Raw genomic sequence first — 17,259 nt, forward strand, 5'->3', positions numbered from 1 at the left:
ATGTCGGAAAGGTGCGGGATGCTGACGGCATGGCGCACACGACGAACTATCAGAACACGTTCATCGAGGTCTCGGAGGACTGCCCGGCCGAGTACGGCATCGAGCCACCGATCGCCGAGAATCTGTCGATCGCGGCGCTGCACTATCGGCTGATCATCGAGCAGCCGTATACGCGCACATCCGATGACGTACTGTTCGAGACGCATGCGCTGCGCAAGGGCATCGACCCAGATGACGCCGACGCGAGGGCGGAGTTCTTCTCGCGCGGGCAGGCCTGCCTGCGGGCATCACCGATCAGCAAGCGCTACGGCTGGGGCACGCACCATGATGCAGAGGGCCGCGTGGCGCTCTACCCGCGCGAGTCGGAGGAGTACGCCGCGCTCGCCGCGAATGCGGATCTGACGCACAAGCGGGCGATGCGCAGCAGCCGCGCGAGAGGGTGAGGGTGGAAGATGACCGAGCTCACGATCGGAACCGCGCTGGAGAACGCTGACACTGCGGTGCACCTGGATGCACGGCGATTCAATCGGCATACCTTCTGGTGCGGTCAGAGCGGCAGCGGCAAGACCTACGCGCTGGGCGTCGTGCTCGAGCAGCTGCTGCTGCACACCGAACTGCCCATGCTGATCCTCGATCCGAACGCCGACTTCGTGCGCCTGCCGGAAGCGCGCGAGGGCGCCGATGAGGCCGCCGTCGCTCGTCTGGCTGAGGCCGACATCCGCGTGTTCCGCTCCTCGCGCGGCGAAGGCGACCGTCTGCACGCCCGCTACGTCGAACTGTCCGCCGCATCCAAGGCGGCGCTGCTGCAGCTGGACCCGATCAAGGACGCCGAGGAGTACAACGTGCTCCTCCACCTCGAAGATCGCGCCGACAAGATCGACACCGACGAGATACTCATCCGCTTGCGGGCATCCGGCGACCCAGGGATGCTGCGTCTCGCCAACCGTATTGACAACCTCGAGGTGCTCGGCTGGGATCTGTGGTCACGCGGCGGTTCGTCGGTCACTGATGCGATCGACGAGCGTCCGCGCGCCATCGTGATGGATCTCGGGGGATTCGCACACCCGGATGAGCCGAAAGTCGCGGCGCTCGCCGCGTTGGAGCATCTCTGGAAGCGCCGGGAGGAGCGCAGGCCGATCCTGATCGTCATCGACGAGGCTCACAATCTCTGCTCGCCCAATCCGCGCACGGACGTCGAGCGCGCGCTCACCGAACAGCTGGTTCAGATCGCGGCAGAGGGACGGAAGTTCGGGCTGTGGATGCTGCTGTCGACGCAGCGACCGACGAAGATCCACCCCAACGTGCTGTCGCAGTGCGACAACCTCGGGCTGATGCGTGTGAACGCACCCCGTGATCTCGCCGAGCTGGCAGATGTGTTCGGCTTCGCCGGCGACAAGATCAGTCGATCGCAGCGGTTCACCCAGGGGCAGGCGCTGTTCGCCGGAGGCTTCATCGCAGAGCCCACCTATGTGCAGATGGGACAGCGCGTGACGGAGGAGTCCGGCGGCGACGTGCGCGTGCCGCTGCGGGAGAGCTGACGCGAGGCAGCCCTGGTGCGGGCGCGAGCGCCCGCACCGAAGCCGCGATCTGATCTGGACGACGCCCGGTCAGGTGACCTCTCGCAGCATCCGATCTCCGTCCTCGCCCGTGGTGAGCTCCAGCCTGAGATCGATGTCGAGCTGTGCCAGGAACGCATCGTCGTGACTGACGACCAGCACCGCCCCCCGGTAGGCGCGCAGCGCCTGCACCAGCTGGTCGACGGTGTCCAGATCGAGGTTGTTCGTCGGCTCGTCCAGCACCACCAGGTGAGGCGCCGGATCCGCAAGCAGCAGCTTCGCCAGCGCGACGCGGAACCGCTCGCCGCCCGACAGCGAAGACACCGGCCGGTCGACTGTGGCGCCTCTGATGAGGAACCGGGCCAGACGGTTGCGCAGCTGCTTCTCCGGCACGTGCGGAGCCGCCGCCGCGATGTTCGCGATCACCGACGCGTGCTCGTCGAGGCCGTCCACGCGCTGCGAGAGGTACCCGACGCGGTCGGTGTGCGCTTCACAACTCCGGAGAATCGGCCCGATGTCGTCCGGAACGGCGGGTTCGGAGGCGATTCGGCCGGATTCTCCGGAGTTGTGGCCGGCGGATGCCACCAGCCCGCGCAGCAGCGTCGTCTTGCCGACCCCGTTCGGGCCGACCAGCGCCACCTGCTCCGGGCCCTGCACGACCCACGAGTGCGCCGCGTCGCCGAGTGTCGCGATGCGCCGCGCTCGGGACACCTGCGGATCGGGCAGGTCGATCTTCATGGTGGCGTCGTCGCGCACGCGGTGTCCGGCGTCGTCGAGCGCCTGGCGCGCCGCCGCCTCCCGTGCCTGCTTCTCGCCGCGCAGCTTGCCGGCCGATACTTGGGCCTCGGCCTTCCGCCCGTTCATGATGATCTTGGGCTGCCGTTTCTCTTCGAAAGCCTTCTTGGCGAAGCTCGCCCGGTGCGCGAGCTTGGTCTCAGTCTCGATGCGCTGCCGTTTCTCCTTCTTCAGCGCCTGAGCGGCGGCCACCTCGGCCTGCCGCGCCGCCTGCTGCTCGGCATCCAGCCACGCCCGCCACTCCGAGTACGGACCGCCGAATACGCTCAGCTCGTTCGCGTACAGCTCGGCGGTCTCGTCCATCAGCTCGAGCAGCGCGACATCGTGGCTCACGACGATCAGCGTCCCCTTCCAGGCGCGCACCATCTCGCCCAGCCGCGCGCGTGAGCCGCGGTCGAGGTTGTTGGTCGGCTCGTCCAGCAGGGTGATCGGAGAGCGTCGAAGCCGGATGCCCGCGATCGCCACCAGCACGGCTTCGCCGCCGGAGAGCTCGCCGACGGTGCGGTCCAGGAACGACGGATCGAGCCCGGCTTCGGCGAGCGAGGCCTCGGCGCGGGCTTCGATGTCCCAGTCGTCGCCGACGGCGTCGAAGTGCGCGGGGTCGACGTCGCCCGCGGTGATGGCGCGGACGGCGTCGAGTGCTCCCGAGATGCCCAGCAGCTCGGCGACGCGGCGACCGGTGTCGAGCGTCAGCCGCTGAGGCAGGTACGCGACCTCCCCGGTGACCGTGACGATCCCGGTGGTGGCCGGCAGTGCGCCGGCGATCAGGCGCAGCAATGTGGTCTTGCCTGAGCCGTTTCGGCCGACGAGGCCCGTGCGCCCTTCGCCGAACGAGCCGGACAGACCGTCGAGCACGACGGTGCCGTCCGGCCAGGCATAGGTGAGGCGGTCGATGGTGACCGCGGCGGTGGTGGTGTGTGATGACATGGGCGACTCCCGAGATGAATGGGTGCGCAGATGCCGATGGCATGGTCCGTGGGCGGTCGATGGACAGTGCGTGAGCACGTCGAAGGACGGGCGGGCCGGAGGCCGGGGAGGACCAGGGGTCGTCGGATCAGCGCGTGGACAGAACGCGGAGACGACGACTCAGATCAATGGATTTCCTCACACGGCGGACAAGGGCTTGAAGACTGTATCCCGGGCGTGTCGCGTTTGCAACCCCGAAGCGCTAATCGGTCGGGAGGATATCCGTCCGGCGGGGGATGCGACGCACCTCCGCCGCGCGTAGCGTCGAAGCATGGATGATCAGCCGAGCGGTCACGAGTCAGCGCGCCGCCTCGCACTGGGGGCGGGCATCGCCGTCGGCATGGGCATCGGCGTCGCGCTCGGGGTGTCGTTCGACAACATGGGACTCGGCATCGGGATCGGACTCGCGATCGGCATCGCGATCAGTGCGGCCCCGCAGGTGCTCGGCCGGCGAGGCCGTGATCGCGAGGATCCGGAAGACTCCGACGCCTCCGGAGATCCCGGCGATCAGCTCTGACGTTCAGCCGCCCTCGCCAGTCCCGGAGTCGCCGTGCGCAGCTGATGCTGCGGCATCCCGCCACTTCGTGAGGAACACTCCCACGTCGGCGAGCTCCTGCTCGGAGATGCTGTGTGTGAGACCCGGGTAGACCCGGCCCGAGAGCTCCGAATGCTCGGGCAGCCACTGCGCGGTGTGCGCGACGAGAGTATCCGAGATCACGTCGTCATGGCTTCCGCGTCCCCAGAAGACCGGCGGCCGGGTCTCGCGCAGCGTGGCGTCCAGCGGCATCCCGCCGACGGCAGCGTAGCCGCTCAGCGCGACGACGGCGTCGATGCGCTCCGGCGCGAGTCGCAGCGCCTGCAGCGACACCGCGGCACCCTGTGAGAATCCGAGCAGGGCGACGGATGCCGATGGATCAGCCACCTCACCGAGCCAGGCGAGCAGCGCGTCGGCGGCGGTGGTGATGCCGGTGGCATCCCTGGTGTCGAGCGAGTCGATCGCGTACCAGGATCTGCCCGGCATCGGCCACGGCGGAGTGAGCGGCGCCGCGACAGCGGCGACCGCGATGCCCTCGGGCAGGTAGGGGACGAGACCGAACAGGTCGTTCTCATCGGCTCCATACCCGTGCAGCAGCACGAGCAGCGGCTTGCCCTCGCGGGGCTCTGGCGACCACAGTGTGGCGGTCGAATCGATCGAGACTGTCACGAGAGCCATCCTGCCAGCAGCCGCCGACGCTGGTAGACATGACCCATGACGGTGCGCACACCCGACCCCGACCCCGACGACGACTTCGGCTTCGACGATGCGCCGCGCGACGCGAATCCCGGCTGGCTCAGCGACATCGAGCTCGAAGAGGCCAGGCGGCGCCTGCCGATGCTCTACGTCGAGGCGATCCCGGTGCGCACCGACGGCTCCGGGCAGGTCATCTCGATCGGCGTACTGCTGCGCTCGACGCCGATGGGCGAGATGACCCGCACGATCGTGTCGGGCCGTGTGCGCTACGGCGAGAGCATCCGCGATGCGCTGTTCCGCCACGTCGAGAACGACCTCGGGCCGATGGCCTTCCCGCTGCTGCCGCCGTCTCCTGACCCGTTCACGGTCGCGGAGTACTTCCCGATCCCGGGCATCAGCGCCTATCACGACGATCGTCAGCACGCCGTGTCGCTCGCGTTCGTCGTGCCGGTCACCGGCACCTGCGAGCCGCGCCAGGACGCTCTCGAGGTGACCTGGTTCTCTCCCGAGGAGGCGGCGACAGACTCTCTCGCGGCAGACATGGAGGGCGGTCGCGGAACCCTGATCCGCCAGGCGCTCGCCCACCTCGGGCTGCTGCGCTGACAGCATCCGGTGCGAAGGGGCGGTCGCACCGCGCGTAGGCTCGGTCGGGTGACTGAACCCATCGTCTTCCCGACCGATCCCGCCGGCTGGCTTGCGTTCGCCGCCACCCGCACCGACGAGCGCCTGGCCGGCATCGACGAGATCGTTGCACAGCTCAAAGACGGGTCCGAGCGCACAGCCCTCGAGGTGCTTGGGCTGTGGAACGACCTGCAGACCGACCTGCGCCGGGCCCACAGCGAGGCCGAGGTGCTCAGCGAGGTGCATCCCGACCGCGAGGTGCGTGAGGCGGCGGAGTCGCGCACGTCCGCCGCGCAGGCGAAAGAAGCCGAGCTGATGACGGATGCCGACCTCGCGGCGGTCTTCGCGGCGACAGATGCCACGGGACTCGACGTCGACGCCGCACGGCTGCGCGAGCACATGCTGCGCGACTTCCGACGCGGCGGGGCCGACCGGGACGCCGCGACGCGGGAGCGGCTGCGCGAGCTCGCCGCCCGCGAGACCGAGCTCAGCGTCACGTTCGCGCGCAACATCCGCGAGGGGCGCCGCGAGGTGCGCGTCGCCCCGGAGAAGCTCGAGGGGCTTCCGCATGACTTCATCGACGGGCATCCGGTCGGCGATGACGGCCTGGTCGCGATCTCGACCGACAACCTCGACGTCATGGCCGTGATGAACTATGCCCGCGACCGCGAGACCCGCATCGCGCTGCGTCGTGCTCGCGCCGACCTCGCCTGGCCCGAGAACGACGCCGTGCTCGCCGAGCTGCTGCAGATCCGGCAGCAGCACGCTGAACTGCTCGGCTACGCCAGCTGGGCCGACTACGAGACCGAAGACCGCATGGCCGGCTCCGCCGCGCGCGTGGCATCCTTCCTCGATGAGGTCGACGGTGCGTCCAAGACGGCATCCGACGCCGAGTACGAGCTGCTGCTCGCACGCCTGCGCGAGGACGAGCCCGACGCGGAATCGGTCACGGCAGCCGACAGTCTGTACCTGCTCACCCGGCTGCACGAGGAGCGCTTCGCGGTCGACGCGCAGCAGGTGCGCCGCCACCTCGACTTCTCGCGTGTGCTCGAGGGCCTGCTGGCCACGACCGGTCGGCTCTTCGACATCGAGTACGTGCCGGTGCACGTCGCCACCTGGCACGATGACGTCCGCTCCTATGACGTCGTGCGGGCCGGAGCGCGCATCGGCCGCATCCATCTCGATCTGCATCCGCGCGAGGGCAAGTTCAACCACGCCGCCTGCTTCCCGCTCGCACCGGGCGTGCGAGGGAAGGTCGTGCCCGAGGCCGCGCTGGTGTGCAACTTCCCGCGCGCGCTGATGGAGCACCGCGAGGTGCAGACGTTCTTCCACGAGTTCGGGCACCTCGTCCACGACATCCTCGGCGGCGACCAGCTGTGGGCGCCGTTCTCGGGGGTGGCGACCGAGTGGGACTTCGTCGAGGCGCCCAGCCAGATGCTCGAGGAGTGGGTGTGGGATGCCGATGTGCTTGCGACCTTCGCCATCGACGATGCGGGCGAGCCGATCCCCGCAGAGCTCGTCGAGCGGATGCGCGAGGCGGATGCCTTCGGACGCGCGCTGCTGGTGCGCACGCAGCTGGGTCACGCCCGCGTCTCGTACCACCTGCACATGGACCGGCCGGCGGACCTCGCCGCCGCGACCGACCACTGGTACGCGGTGTCGAGCCCGCTCGGACCGATTGAGGGGACGCACTCCTACGCGGCGTTCGGCCACCTGACCGGCTACGGCTCGTGCTACTACACCTACCAGTGGAGCCTCGTGATCGCGCGCGACCTGCTCACCGGCTTCGGAGCGGGACTGATGGATGCCGAGTCGGCGGCCCGCTACCGCCGCGAGATCCTAGAGCCGGGCGGCAGGCGCGACGCCGCGGACCTGGTCGAGGCGTTCCTGGGTCGCCCGTTCACGGTCGACGCGTACCGCCGGTGGCTGGGTTCGCCCGCCGCCTGAGTACGGCGCTCCGGCATCCGCCGACTGTCGCCGTCACCGCCCCTGCTGAGCATCCCCGCCCCTGCTGAGTTGCGCAACCCAGCAGGGGCGGCGGCGACGGGCAGGGGCGGCGGGGACGAACAAGCGGGACGAACGAGCGGGGCGGTCAGCGCGGGATGGTCAGCGCTTCGTGAGGGCGGAGAGAGCGGCGACGAAGGCGTCGACGTCCGACTCCTCGGTGTCGAAGCCGCACATCCAGCGGACCTCGTTGCGCGCTGCATCCCAGTCGTAGAACCGGAAGCTCTCGCGCAGCTTGTCGGCGACGCCGTCGGGCAGGATCGCGAAGACGCCGTTCGACTGGGTCGGCTGCGAGAACGAGACCCCGTGGATCGAGCCATCGGCCAGGCCCTGCTCGATCTCGGAGCGCAGGCGTGCGGCCATGGCGTTGGCATGGCGGGCGTTGCGCAGCCACAGGTCGCCCTCCAGCAGAGCGATCAGCTGCGCCGACACGAAGCGCATCTTCGAGGCCAGCTGCATGTTGAGCTTGCGTCCGTAGACGAGGCCATCGGCGGCCGACGGGTTCAGCGCGACGACCGCCTCGCCGAGCATCGCGCCGTTCTTCGTGCCGCCGAAGCTGAGCACGTCGACGCCGGCATCGCGCGTGAAGGCGCGCAGCGGCAGGTCGAGGGCGGCGGCGGCGTTCGACAGGCGCGCACCGTCGACGTGCAGCTTCATCCCGCGCTCGTGCGCGTGATCGGCCAGCGCGCGGATCTCGTCCACGGTGTAGAGGGTGCCGAGCTCGGTCGACTGAGTGATCGAGACCACCAGCGGCTGCGCGCGGTGCTCGTCGCCCCAGCCCCAGGCCTCGCGGTCGACGAGCTCGGGGGTGAGCTTGCCGTCGTCGGTCGGCACGGTCAGCAGCTTGATGCCTCCGACGCGCTCGGGAGCGCCGCCCTCGTCGACGTTGATGTGGGCGGTGGATGCCGATATCACCGCTCCCCAGCGGGGGAGCATCGACTGCAGGCCGACGACGTTCGCCCCGGTGCCGTTGAAGACCGGGAACACCTCGACGCCCTCGCCGAAGTGGTTCCGGAAGACCTCCTGCAGACGCTCGGTGTACTGATCCTCGCCGTAGGCGACCTGGTGGCCGCCGTTGGCATCCGCGATCGCCGCGAGGACCTCGGGATGGATGCCGGAGTAGTTGTCGGATGCGAAGCCGCGCACGGCGGTGTCATGCAGAATGCTCACTGCACCAGCCTACGACCGAGCGGACGGCCGCGAGCACTCGCGATGCGGTGAATTCCCAGGTCGGATGCCGGAACCGGGTCTGTGCAATGTCGGATGCCGTGATTACGCTCTTACCCGTGATCGAGACCGCAGCACGACGGGCGTTCGCGAACGTCCTGATCAACACGCTCGTCGCCAACGTGACGACGAGCTTCCTGTGGTTCGCCCTGACGTTCTGGGTGTACATAGAGACGCGATCGGTGCTCGCGACCGGGATCATCGGCGGCGCATACATGCTGTTCATCGCGTTCTTCTCGATGGTGTTCGGCACCCTGGTCGATCGGCATCGCAAGCATGCCGTGATGCTGATGTCGAGCGTGGTCTCCGCTGTGGCCTTCGCTCTGGCCGGGATGCTGTATCTGTTGCATCCGGAATCCGAGCTGCTGAATCTCGGCGGCCCGTGGTTCTGGCTGTTCTCCGGCATCATCCTGCTGGGTGGTGTGATCGAGCAGCTGCGCAACATCGCTCTGTCGACGACCGTGACCCTGCTGATCCCCGAGGATCGCCGGGCGAATGCCAACGGCCTGGTGGGCACGGTGCAGGGCATCGCCTTCCTGATCACGAGCGTGTTCTCAGGGCTGGCGATCGGATTCCTCGGCATGGGGTGGACCCTCATCATCGCGATCGTCGCGATGGCGCTGACGTTCCTGCATCTGCTGTTCGTGCGCATCCCCGAGAGCGAGCCCGAACACGACGCGAGTGCGCCGGGCGCCCTCGACTTCCGCGGCAGCGTCGCGGCGATCCGCGCGGCGCCGGGGCTGTTCGCACTGATCATCTTCTCGACGTTCAACAACCTCATCGGCGGCGTGTACATGGCGCTGATGGACCCATACGGGCTGACGCTGTTCAATGCGCAGACCTGGGGGTTCGCGCTGGCGTTCTCGTCGACCGGGTTCCTGATCGGCGGTGCGCTGGTGGCCAGATTCGGTCTCGGGAAGAAGCCGGTGCGCACACTGCTGTTCGTCGTGATCGCCATGGGCGTGCTCGGCTCGCTGTTCATGCTGCGCGAATGGTGGCCGCTGTTCGTCATCGGCATGTGGCTCTACATGATGCTGATCCCGCCGGCAGAGGCGGCCGAGCAGACCGTGATCCAGAAGGTCGTGCCGTTCAGGCGTCAGGGGCGCGTGTTCGGCGCGGCATCGGCGATGGAGGCGGCATCCGCTCCGATCACGGCCTTCCTGATCGCGCCCGTCGCCGAGTTCCTGATCATCCCGTACATGCGCAGCGACGAGGGACAGCACCGGTGGGGCTGGCTGCTGGGGGAGGGCGAGGCGCGCGGCATCGCCCTGATCTGCCTGTTCGCCGGAGCGATCATCGTGATCGTCGCGCTGCTCGCGTTCCGCACACGGTCGTACCGCACGCTCAGCGCGCTGTACGCGAAGGCTCCCGAGCAGGAGGCGGCGGCATCGGACGTCGCCCTCGATCCGGTCGCGGCGCGGGGCGGCTTCGCCGATGCCGGTTCCGGGGCCGCGGAGCTGACGGCATCCGACGAGCCGGACGAGGGCGAGCCGCCTCAACGCAATGTGACGACCTGATCGTTCAGCTCGGCGGCGCCCCGATCCCACAATGCGACCACGGCGTGCGCGAGCGCGTTCGGATCGAGCGGGCCCTTGGCACGGTAGATGACGGATGCTGCACGCAGCGGCACTTCGGCATCCCTGGCCGCCTTCGCGAAGCCGTGGGCGACCGCTCGGGCCCAGGCTTCGCCGGCGGACTTCATGGCGGCGTAGTTCGCGCCGCCGGCGAGGGGGCGCTCCACCGCCGTGGATGAAACGATCGCGAAGCGGCCGGCATCCGACGCCTGAAGCAGCCTGTCGAAGGCGCGAGAGGTCGCGCGCAGGGCCTGCAGCGAGGGAAGCAGCGCGGCGAAGTCCTCGTCGCTCTGTCCGGCCAGGCCGCCGCCGCCGCGCCAGCCGCCGACCAGCGGGATCACGGCGTCCACGGCCCCCAGCCGGTCTGCGAGCGCCGTCATGTCGGCCAGCTCCGTGGCATCCGACACCTCGGTCTGTGCCCCGGCGGCAGCCAGCGGGACGAGCCCCTCGGCCGAACGGCCGGTGGCCACCACCTGCGCGCCGCCGGCGAGCAGCGCCTCGACCACCGCAACACCCGCGGCGCTGGTCGCCCCCGCGACCACGATCATGCGTCCCTCGACGCTCATACGGGCCTCCCGTCGCTCAAGAACACAGGACGATTCCAACTCTGCAGGACGTTCCGCCTGATTTCATCCTGCAGAAGTGAAACCGTCCTGCAGCGTCGAACCGGCTCAGTCGAACCGGCTCAGTCGTCGGTGCCGGCTACAGATCGGTGCCGGCTACAGATCGGTGCCGGCTACAGATCGGTGCCGCGGATGCCGACGGTCGACTCGATGACCGGCTTCATCTTCTTCTGCAGCGCCTCGAAGAACATCGACAGCGGGAATTCGTCGTCCAGGACTGCGTCGGTGTATCCCTTCGGCGCACCGGCGAGCACGTCGTCCGACAGGCCGCGCGCCCAGGCGGATGCCGGGTTCGGCGTCAGCGTCGAGCGCACGAGCTCGTACGCCGCCAGCCAGTGCGCGGTCTTCGGGCGGTCGATCGAGCGCCAGTACAGGTCGTCGATGGCGTCTCCCAGCGCGACGACCGCGTCGGGTACGCCGTCCCAGTCGAAGGCGAGCTGTGTGTCGGTCCAGTGCAGCACGCCGCGCTGGTGCAGCCAGGCGAACAGCAGCTGACCGCCCAGCCCGTCGTAGTTGCGCACCCGTGAACCGGTGATCGCAAAGCGGAAGATGCGATCGAAGATCACCGCGTACTGCACGAGGCCGGCGTGATCGAGCATCTCCTGCTCAACATCCGACAGTTCAGCCGCGCGCGCCGTCAGCGCCTTCTGGATCTTCACCGACTCGCGGAACGCGGTCAGGTCGCACCTCAGCTCTTCCAGCGAGTACAGGAAGAACGGCATCCGCTGCTTGATCATGAACGGGTCGAACGGCAGGTCGCCGCGCATGTGGGTGCGGTCGTGGATGATGTCCCACATCACGAACGTCTTCTCGGTGAGAGCCTGGTCATCGAGCATGCGTGCGGCGTCGGCTGGCAGGTCGAGCTTGGTGATCTCGGATGCTGCGCGCACCACGCGACGGTAGCGGGCGGCCTCCCGGTCCTGGAAGATCGCACCCCAGGTGAACGCGGGGATCTCGCGCATCGCCACGGTCTCCGGGAACAGCACAGCCGAATTCGTGTCGTAACCGGGAGTGAAGTCGATCAGTCGCAGCGAGACGAACAGCTTGTTCCCGTGGTCGCCCGCCTCGAGCTCGCCGATGAACTCCGGCCAGATGGTCTCGACGATGAGTGCCTCGACGAGGCGGTCGCTCGATCCGTTCTGCGTGTACATCGGGAAGACGACGAGGTGCCGGATGCCATCGACCCGGTTCTGCTGAGGCTGGAACGCCACCAGCGAGTCGAGGAAGTCCGGCACGCCGAAGCCGTCGTCGGCCCAGCGCTGGAAGTCGACGATGAGCGCGTCGAGGTAGGCGGCGTCATGAGGGAAGGCGGGGGAGAGGGCTCGGATGCCGGCGATGATCGAAGCGACGTGCTGGGCGGCTGCGTCGTGGTCTTCGGATGCCGGGATCGAGCCGTCCTTCACCTGCAGCTCGCGGATGGCGATCGCAGCGTCCTTCAGCAGCATCCATGCCGCGCTCTGCTCTGCGCGAGCAGCATCCTCAACAACCTCAGGTTCTCCGATGATGGCCTGCGTGTTCGGCGTGATGATGGACATGTGAACCTCCGATCGCGTAATGGGCGGAATGTTTCCGGCAATATCCGGATCCACCGTATATTCTTCCACCTATGGATGATGCTGTCGACCACGCCATACTCGCCGCGATATCGCTGGACGGGCGCGCGACGCTCGCACAGCTGTCCCAGGCCGTCGGACTGTCGACGTCGGCCGTTCAGTCGCGGCTGAAGCGCCTGGAGGCACGCGGTGTGATCACCGGGTACCAGGCGGTGGTCGACCCCGAGCAGGTCGGCGCGCCGCTGTCGGCGTTCATCGAGATCACGCCCCTCGATGCAGCCCAGCCGGACAACGCGCCTGAGCTGCTGGAGCATCTGACCGCCATCGAGGCATGTCACTCGATCGCGGGCGATGCCGCGTACATCCTCTTCGTGCGAGTGGCGTCGCCGCGGGCGCTCGAACAGCTCGTGCGCGACATCCGTCTGGCAGCCAACGTGAGCACGCGCACCACCGTGGTGCTGCAGACCTTCTACGAGCGCCGCCCGATCGTCACGGAGCGCACGTAGCCTCGGGTCCGCATCGGACGGGCCAGTAGGATGCCGGACGTGGCAGCATCCTCCAAGAAGACGAAGAAGCCCTCGCACCCGAAGCGGCGCACCAGCGGCAACCCGGCGAAGCGGCCGGTTCTCGAACTCGGCCCGGTGACGACCAAGGACTGGATCGGCGCCGCCCGACTGCGCACGCTGCCGCTCGCGGTCGCGCCTGTCGTCATCGGCACCGGGGCCGCGCAGACCGTCGACCGTGACTTCCACTGGGTGATCGCACTGTTCTGCCTCGCCGTCGCCGTGCTGCTGCAGGTCGGCGTCAACTTCGCCAACGACTACAGCGACGGCATCCGCGGCACGGACGCCGAGCGCGTCGGGCCCGCTCGACTCACCGCCTCCGGACGGGTGCCCGCCCGCAGGGTGCTCACGGTCGCGCTGGTGTTCTTCGCGCTCGCGGCGCTCGCCGGTCTCGCGATCGTCATCCGCACTCAGCAGTGGTGGATGCTGGCGATCGGCGCGCTCTGCATCGTCGCCGCCTGGTTCTACACCGGCGGCAAGCGGCCCTACGGCTACAACGCCATGGGCGAGCTGTTCGTGTTCATCTTCTTCGGTCTCGTGGCGACGCTGGGCACCACCTGGGTGCAGGCGTTCCAGCTGCCGCTGCAGGCGTGGTTCGGAGCGATCGCGGCGGGCCTGCTCGCCTGCGCCGTGCTGCTGGCCAACAATCTGCGCGACATCGATCAGGACCGCGAGTCCGGCAAGCGCACTCTCACGGTGCTGATCGGCAAGCGCGCCACGCAGGTGCTCTTCACCCTCTTCGTGCTGGCGCCGTTCGCTCTGGCCGCGACCATCGCGCTGCTGTTCCCGATCGCATGGCTGTCGCTGCTCGCCCTGCTGGCAGGACTTCCGGCGATCGTGATCGTGTGGTCGTACCGGCAGCCGCGCGAGCTCGTCATCGCACTGGGGCTCACCTCGCTGACGGCGCTCGTCTACGCCGGCTTCCTCTACTGGGCGTTCGTCGGCTGATCGATGGATCCCGTTCTCTTCGCTCTGGCCGCCGAACCCGGGCGGGAGAGCGAAGACGCCTGCGCGATGGGCGACGGAATCGTCGTGGTCGTCGACGGCGCCGGGCTGCCGAAGTCGCTGCGTCGCGGATGCGGCCATTCGGTCGCCTGGTACGCGCGGACGCTCGCGGAGGCGTTCCGGGTCGGGCTCGGCGATCGTGCGACGAGCATGTCGGATGCCCTCGCCGCAGCGATCGCGGAGGTGACGGCGTCACACGCGGATGCGTGCGACCTGCGGCACGGCTCGCCGAGTGCGACGGTCGCGGCCTGGCGCATCAGCGGTGAGGTCGTGGAGCACTTGGTTCTCTGCGACGCGTCGATCATCATCGTCGGGGCTGACGGGATGCCCGGTGAGATCACCGACGACCGCATCGACGCAGCCGTCGACCGGCGCGCGCGTGAACTCGCGAAGGCAGCCGGCCTCGACGCGGCGCCCGCTGAGATGCGCTTCACCGCGCTGGATCGGATGCGCAACACCGAGGGCGGCTTCTGGTGTGCGCACACCGAACCGGATGCCGCGCGGCATGCGCTCACCGGGCTGACGCCGATTCGAGAGCTGCGCGCGATCGTCGCCGCGTCCGACGGCGGCACCCGCGGGTTCCAGCGCCTTGGTGCACACACGCTGGAACGGTTCGCGGCACTGGCATCCGATCGCGATCTCGCCGAGATCGCCGCGCAGGTCCGCGCTGCGGAGGATGCCGCGGGCCCGCTGCCCTTCGCCAAGCTCCATGACGACATCACCCTGGTGGCCGCGACGTTCTGAAACATGTCTGAGCGGCTGGGGTCAGAGCGCCGCGCCGACGACGGCTTCGCCGAGCGGGGTGCGCAGATGCAGCATCCGAGCGCCGTCGCGCGTGCTCGTCACCAGCCCTGACGCACGCAGCACGCCGAGGTGGTGCGACGCCGTCGACACGGCGATGCCCGCATCCGCCGCAACCTGCGAGGTCGTGCGCGCGACGTGTGCGGCGAGCAGGATCTCGGCGCGCGCCCCACCCATCAGCGCGGCCAGCGCCGACGCCGTGTCGGCGGTATCGCCCGCCCATCCCGCCGTCACTCCATGCGCCGGGTAGAAGAGCGTCGGCTGCGCCGGCGGCTCGGTGAGCACCATGCAGCCGGCCGAGCCCATCACCGACGGGACCAGCACAAGCCCCGAGCCGCGGCAGTCGACGTCTTCGCTGTGCCGGCGCAGCGAGACGCGCACCGCGTCGTCGCTCCAGCTGACGGACGGGTGGATGCCGGATGCCATGCGTCCGATCCCCTCGGTCGCGCTGGTGCGCGAGCGCACTGCGACGTCGGCTCGCAGGATGCGCTCCAGCTGTGGCCAGAGCGGGGCGAGCAGCGCATCCCACACCCGCTCCCAGGCCTCGGCGATCAGGGCTCTGGCGTGCTCGGGATGCCCCTGCATCCGGCGCAGTGCCGCCCGGCGCTCGCCCGTGGAGCGCAGCACCATCTTGCCGAAGTCCACGCGCATGCCGGCGACAGCGGCCGTGCGCAGGGCGAGCAGCTCCTCTTCGGGCGTGAGATCCCAGCGGGGAGTGGCGGTGAGGAAGTCGGGCAGGTAGCCGTCGGCGCCGATGACGTCGGCGAGCAGCCGGAACGGCTCGGCGGGCACGCGCTCGCGAGCCTGTCGCAGCCAGCCCCACTGCAGCGGATGCTGGGCGGGGCGCAGCATCGCCCGCACGGCGTGCACCATCTCGTGGCCGGGAGAGATCCCGAAGCGCACCGCCTGGATGTCGCCCGGACTCAGTCGGAACTTCACCCGATGGTCCGGATGCTCGACACCCTCGAGCGGTATGTTTCGAGTCACATCGAAACTATAGGAGTGCGCGTCGTGGCGCGGAAGAGTGAACCGCACGAAGGGAGCAACATGGTCAACACACTCGCCGAGCCGACGCTCGTCGCCCCGCACGAGATCCTGCTGTCGAATGGGCGCACGCGCAGATTCCAGGGCAGCGATCACGGCGCCGGAGTCTCGTACTTCTACGTCGACAATCAACCCGGGCAGGGCGCGCAGCTGCACTGGCATCCGTACCCCGAGACATGGGTCGTGCTCGAGGGTGAGGTCACCTTCGTCGTCGGCGACGCGCAGATCGGCGCGAGCGCCGGGGACACCGTCACGGGTCCCGCCTACGTCCCGCACAGGTTCACCAACACCGGCACGGGGACGATGCGCTTGATCGGCATCCATGCCTCCGCCGTCATCATCCAGACCGACATCGACTGACCGGAGAACAATGTCCTTCCAGAGCTATCTCGACAACATCGAGACCAAGACGGGCCTCACGCCCCGGCAGTTCATCCAGCTGGCGTCCGAGCGCGGCTTCGGCGCGGACACCAAGGCGACGCCCATCCTGGAGTGGTTGAAGAACGACTACGACCTCGGCAGGGGGCACGGCATGGCGCTCGTGCACGTGATCACGAAGGGGCCGAAGATCAGCGACAAGCACGTCGGGAAGGCAGGTTCACACGGCGACGCCGCGGACACGCTGTGGCTCGACGGCAAGGACACCAATCCGGCGACATCGGGCGGCGCGTCATGACCGTCAAGGTCGATCTGAACATCTCACTCGACGGATTCGCCGCACCGGCCGACCCCACACCCGAGAATCCGATGGGTGCGGACTGGTCGAAGCTGGTGGAAGCGTATCTCGCCACGCGAACCATGCGCGAGCGCGTGCTGGGCGAGACGTCCGGAGCGGGGACGACGGGGGTCGATGAGAAGTACGCGGCCCAGTACTTCGTGGGCACTGGCGCCGAGATCATGGGAGCCGGCATGTTCGGGCTGCACCTGTACGGCGACGACCCCGACTGGCGCGGCTGGTGGGGGGAGGAGCCGCCCTTCCGCGTTCCGGTGCTCGTGCTCACGCACACCCCGCGTCCGACGATCGAATTCGCGAACGGCACAGCGTTCCACTTCGTCGAGGCTTCACCGCTGGACGCCCTGGCGCGGGCATCCGAGATCGCGGGTGATGCCGACGTGCGTATCGGCGGTGGCGTGTCCGTCGTGCGGCAGTTCCTCGCGGCAGGCCTGGTCGACCGCCTCCACCTCGCGGTCGTTCCCGTCGTGCTGGGACGAGGCGAGCGGATCTGGGACGAACTGCGGGGAATCGAACGGCTCTACGAGATCACGAGCGAGGTCGCCGAGAGCGGCGTCACTCACGTGACCTTCCAGCGGCGCTGAACGTCGCGAAGAGAATCCAGGACGTTCGCGACCTGGCGCCTGACATCAGGCGCCAGAGCCCGCCTGGTCCTCGACATCCTCGTCCGTCTCGCTGTTGCGCGACGACCCCGCTCGCCTCTCGTAGAGCTCCCGGGATGCCTGCGACAGCGGCGCGCGCAGGAACAGCAGTGAGATGCTCATGCCGATCAGAGCGGCGAAGAGAGCGGCGAGCCACCAGTACTCGCGGAAGATGGGGAAGAAGAGCCACATGACCGCGAGCGGCACGAGGAACGCCAGCAGCCGCAGCACGGTGTAGACGAGGAGGGGTGGCAGCTTCACGGCTCCAGTCTAGGAGCCGTGGGTTAGGCGGCGGCTGTGCGTCGGGCCGCTGACCTGCACT

At 68.7% G+C, this 17,259-nt stretch carries 19 protein-coding genes; 12 read left to right on the forward strand and 7 right to left on the reverse strand.

Annotated elements, in window-relative coordinates:
- Window positions 1-29: 29 nt before the first annotated feature.
- Window positions 30-443 (forward strand): DUF6157 family protein, encoded by a 414-nt coding sequence (locus ACQUSX_RS12875; RefSeq protein ID WP_428907311.1) that lies wholly within the window; start codon window positions 30-32, stop codon window positions 441-443.
- Between the two features lie 9 nt (window positions 444-452).
- Entirely contained in the window at window positions 453-1,538 is a 1,086-nt protein-coding gene (locus ACQUSX_RS12880) for an ATP-binding protein (RefSeq protein WP_428907312.1), read from the forward strand.
- 69 nt (window positions 1,539-1,607) lie between these two features.
- Here ACQUSX_RS12880 and ACQUSX_RS12885 read toward each other — a convergent pair whose 3' ends face one another.
- Window positions 1,608-3,278, reverse strand: coding sequence for an ABC-F family ATP-binding cassette domain-containing protein (locus ACQUSX_RS12885; RefSeq protein WP_428907313.1), 1,671 nt, complete (start codon window positions 3,276-3,278; stop codon window positions 1,608-1,610).
- 310 nt (window positions 3,279-3,588) lie between these two features.
- Between ACQUSX_RS12885 and ACQUSX_RS12890 the strand changes: the two genes are divergently transcribed.
- Complete coding sequence (locus ACQUSX_RS12890; RefSeq protein WP_428907314.1) at window positions 3,589-3,834, forward strand: glycine zipper domain-containing protein; 246 nt, start codon at window positions 3,589-3,591, stop codon at window positions 3,832-3,834.
- A gap of 3 nt (window positions 3,835-3,837) precedes the next feature.
- Here the strand turns inward: ACQUSX_RS12890 and ACQUSX_RS12895 are convergent, their stop codons facing one another.
- On the reverse strand, window positions 3,838-4,521 hold the full coding sequence (locus tag ACQUSX_RS12895; protein WP_428907315.1) for an alpha/beta hydrolase: 684 nt from the start codon (window positions 4,519-4,521) through the stop codon (window positions 3,838-3,840).
- A 45-nt stretch (window positions 4,522-4,566) separates the two neighbouring features.
- Between ACQUSX_RS12895 and ACQUSX_RS12900 the strand changes: the two genes are divergently transcribed.
- Both ACQUSX_RS12900 and ACQUSX_RS12905 read left to right on the forward strand, forming a co-directional pair.
- The gene (locus ACQUSX_RS12900) at window positions 4,567-5,151 is read left to right on the forward strand and encodes an NUDIX hydrolase family protein (RefSeq protein WP_428907316.1); all 585 of its coding nucleotides are present in this window, start codon (window positions 4,567-4,569) and stop codon (window positions 5,149-5,151) included.
- Between the two features lie 48 nt (window positions 5,152-5,199).
- A complete protein-coding gene (locus ACQUSX_RS12905; protein WP_428907317.1) occupies window positions 5,200-7,116 on the forward strand; it encodes a M3 family metallopeptidase in 1,917 nt (638 codons plus the stop codon).
- A 159-nt stretch (window positions 7,117-7,275) separates the two neighbouring features.
- On the opposite strand, the gene ACQUSX_RS12910 is transcribed toward ACQUSX_RS12905, so the two are convergent.
- On the reverse strand, window positions 7,276-8,343 hold the full coding sequence (locus ACQUSX_RS12910) for a threonine aldolase family protein (protein WP_428907318.1): 1,068 nt from the start codon (window positions 8,341-8,343) through the stop codon (window positions 7,276-7,278).
- Window positions 8,344-8,429: 86 nt separating this feature from the next.
- On the opposite strand from ACQUSX_RS12910, the gene ACQUSX_RS12915 reads away from it, so the two are divergent.
- Entirely contained in the window at window positions 8,430-9,917 is a 1,488-nt protein-coding gene (locus ACQUSX_RS12915; RefSeq protein WP_428907319.1) for an MFS transporter, read from the forward strand.
- Here ACQUSX_RS12915 and ACQUSX_RS12920 read toward each other — a convergent pair.
- A complete protein-coding gene (locus ACQUSX_RS12920; protein ID WP_428907320.1) occupies window positions 9,896-10,540 on the reverse strand; it encodes an SDR family NAD(P)-dependent oxidoreductase in 645 nt (214 codons plus the stop codon). The two genes, ACQUSX_RS12915 and ACQUSX_RS12920, sit on opposite strands and share 22 nt — an antisense overlap.
- 170 nt (window positions 10,541-10,710) lie before the next feature.
- Entirely contained in the window at window positions 10,711-12,132 is a 1,422-nt protein-coding gene (locus ACQUSX_RS12925; RefSeq protein ID WP_428907321.1) for a DUF6421 family protein, read from the reverse strand.
- Between the two features lie 71 nt (window positions 12,133-12,203).
- On the opposite strand from ACQUSX_RS12925, the gene ACQUSX_RS12930 reads away from it, so the two are divergent.
- Genes ACQUSX_RS12930 through ACQUSX_RS12940 form a run of 3 tightly spaced genes read left to right on the forward strand, consistent with a single transcriptional unit; the run spans window position 12,204 to window position 14,462 of the window.
- A complete protein-coding gene (locus tag ACQUSX_RS12930; RefSeq protein WP_428907322.1) occupies window positions 12,204-12,656 on the forward strand; it encodes an Lrp/AsnC family transcriptional regulator in 453 nt (150 codons plus the stop codon).
- Window positions 12,657-12,695: 39 nt separating this feature from the next.
- Window positions 12,696-13,661, forward strand: coding sequence for a 1,4-dihydroxy-2-naphthoate polyprenyltransferase (locus tag ACQUSX_RS12935; RefSeq protein WP_428907323.1), 966 nt, complete (start codon window positions 12,696-12,698; stop codon window positions 13,659-13,661).
- Between the two features lie 3 nt (window positions 13,662-13,664).
- Window positions 13,665-14,462 carry a protein phosphatase 2C domain-containing protein gene (locus ACQUSX_RS12940; RefSeq protein WP_428907324.1) on the forward strand — a complete coding sequence of 266 codons (798 nt, stop codon included), beginning with the start codon at window positions 13,665-13,667 and terminating at the stop codon, window positions 14,460-14,462.
- A gap of 21 nt (window positions 14,463-14,483) precedes the next feature.
- Here ACQUSX_RS12940 and ACQUSX_RS12945 read toward each other — a convergent pair whose 3' ends face one another.
- Complete coding sequence (locus ACQUSX_RS12945; RefSeq protein ID WP_428907325.1) at window positions 14,484-15,506, reverse strand: ArsR/SmtB family transcription factor; 1,023 nt, start codon at window positions 15,504-15,506, stop codon at window positions 14,484-14,486.
- Between the two features lie 60 nt (window positions 15,507-15,566).
- On the opposite strand from ACQUSX_RS12945, the gene ACQUSX_RS12950 reads away from it, so the two are divergent.
- From ACQUSX_RS12950 to ACQUSX_RS12960, 3 genes are read left to right on the forward strand one after another with little or no spacing between them, the layout of a single operon-like run.
- Window positions 15,567-15,923 carry a cupin domain-containing protein gene (locus ACQUSX_RS12950; protein ID WP_428907326.1) on the forward strand — a complete coding sequence of 119 codons (357 nt, stop codon included), beginning with the start codon at window positions 15,567-15,569 and terminating at the stop codon, window positions 15,921-15,923.
- Window positions 15,924-15,933: 10 nt separating this feature from the next.
- Window positions 15,934-16,239 carry a DUF4287 domain-containing protein gene (locus tag ACQUSX_RS12955; protein WP_428907327.1) on the forward strand — a complete coding sequence of 102 codons (306 nt, stop codon included), beginning with the start codon at window positions 15,934-15,936 and terminating at the stop codon, window positions 16,237-16,239.
- Window positions 16,236-16,880 carry a dihydrofolate reductase family protein gene (locus ACQUSX_RS12960; RefSeq protein ID WP_428907328.1) on the forward strand — a complete coding sequence of 215 codons (645 nt, stop codon included), beginning with the start codon at window positions 16,236-16,238 and terminating at the stop codon, window positions 16,878-16,880. The genes ACQUSX_RS12955 and ACQUSX_RS12960 overlap by 4 nt, the downstream gene beginning before the upstream one ends.
- 45 nt (window positions 16,881-16,925) lie before the next feature.
- Here ACQUSX_RS12960 and ACQUSX_RS12965 read toward each other — a convergent pair whose 3' ends face one another.
- Complete coding sequence (locus ACQUSX_RS12965) at window positions 16,926-17,198, reverse strand: DUF4229 domain-containing protein (protein ID WP_428907329.1); 273 nt, start codon at window positions 17,196-17,198, stop codon at window positions 16,926-16,928.
- Window positions 17,199-17,259: the final 61 nt, after the last annotated feature.

Origin of the sequence: Microbacterium alcoholitolerans (genome assembly GCF_050408615.1) — a bacterium.
Taxonomy (GTDB): domain Bacteria; phylum Actinomycetota; class Actinomycetes; order Actinomycetales; family Microbacteriaceae; genus Microbacterium.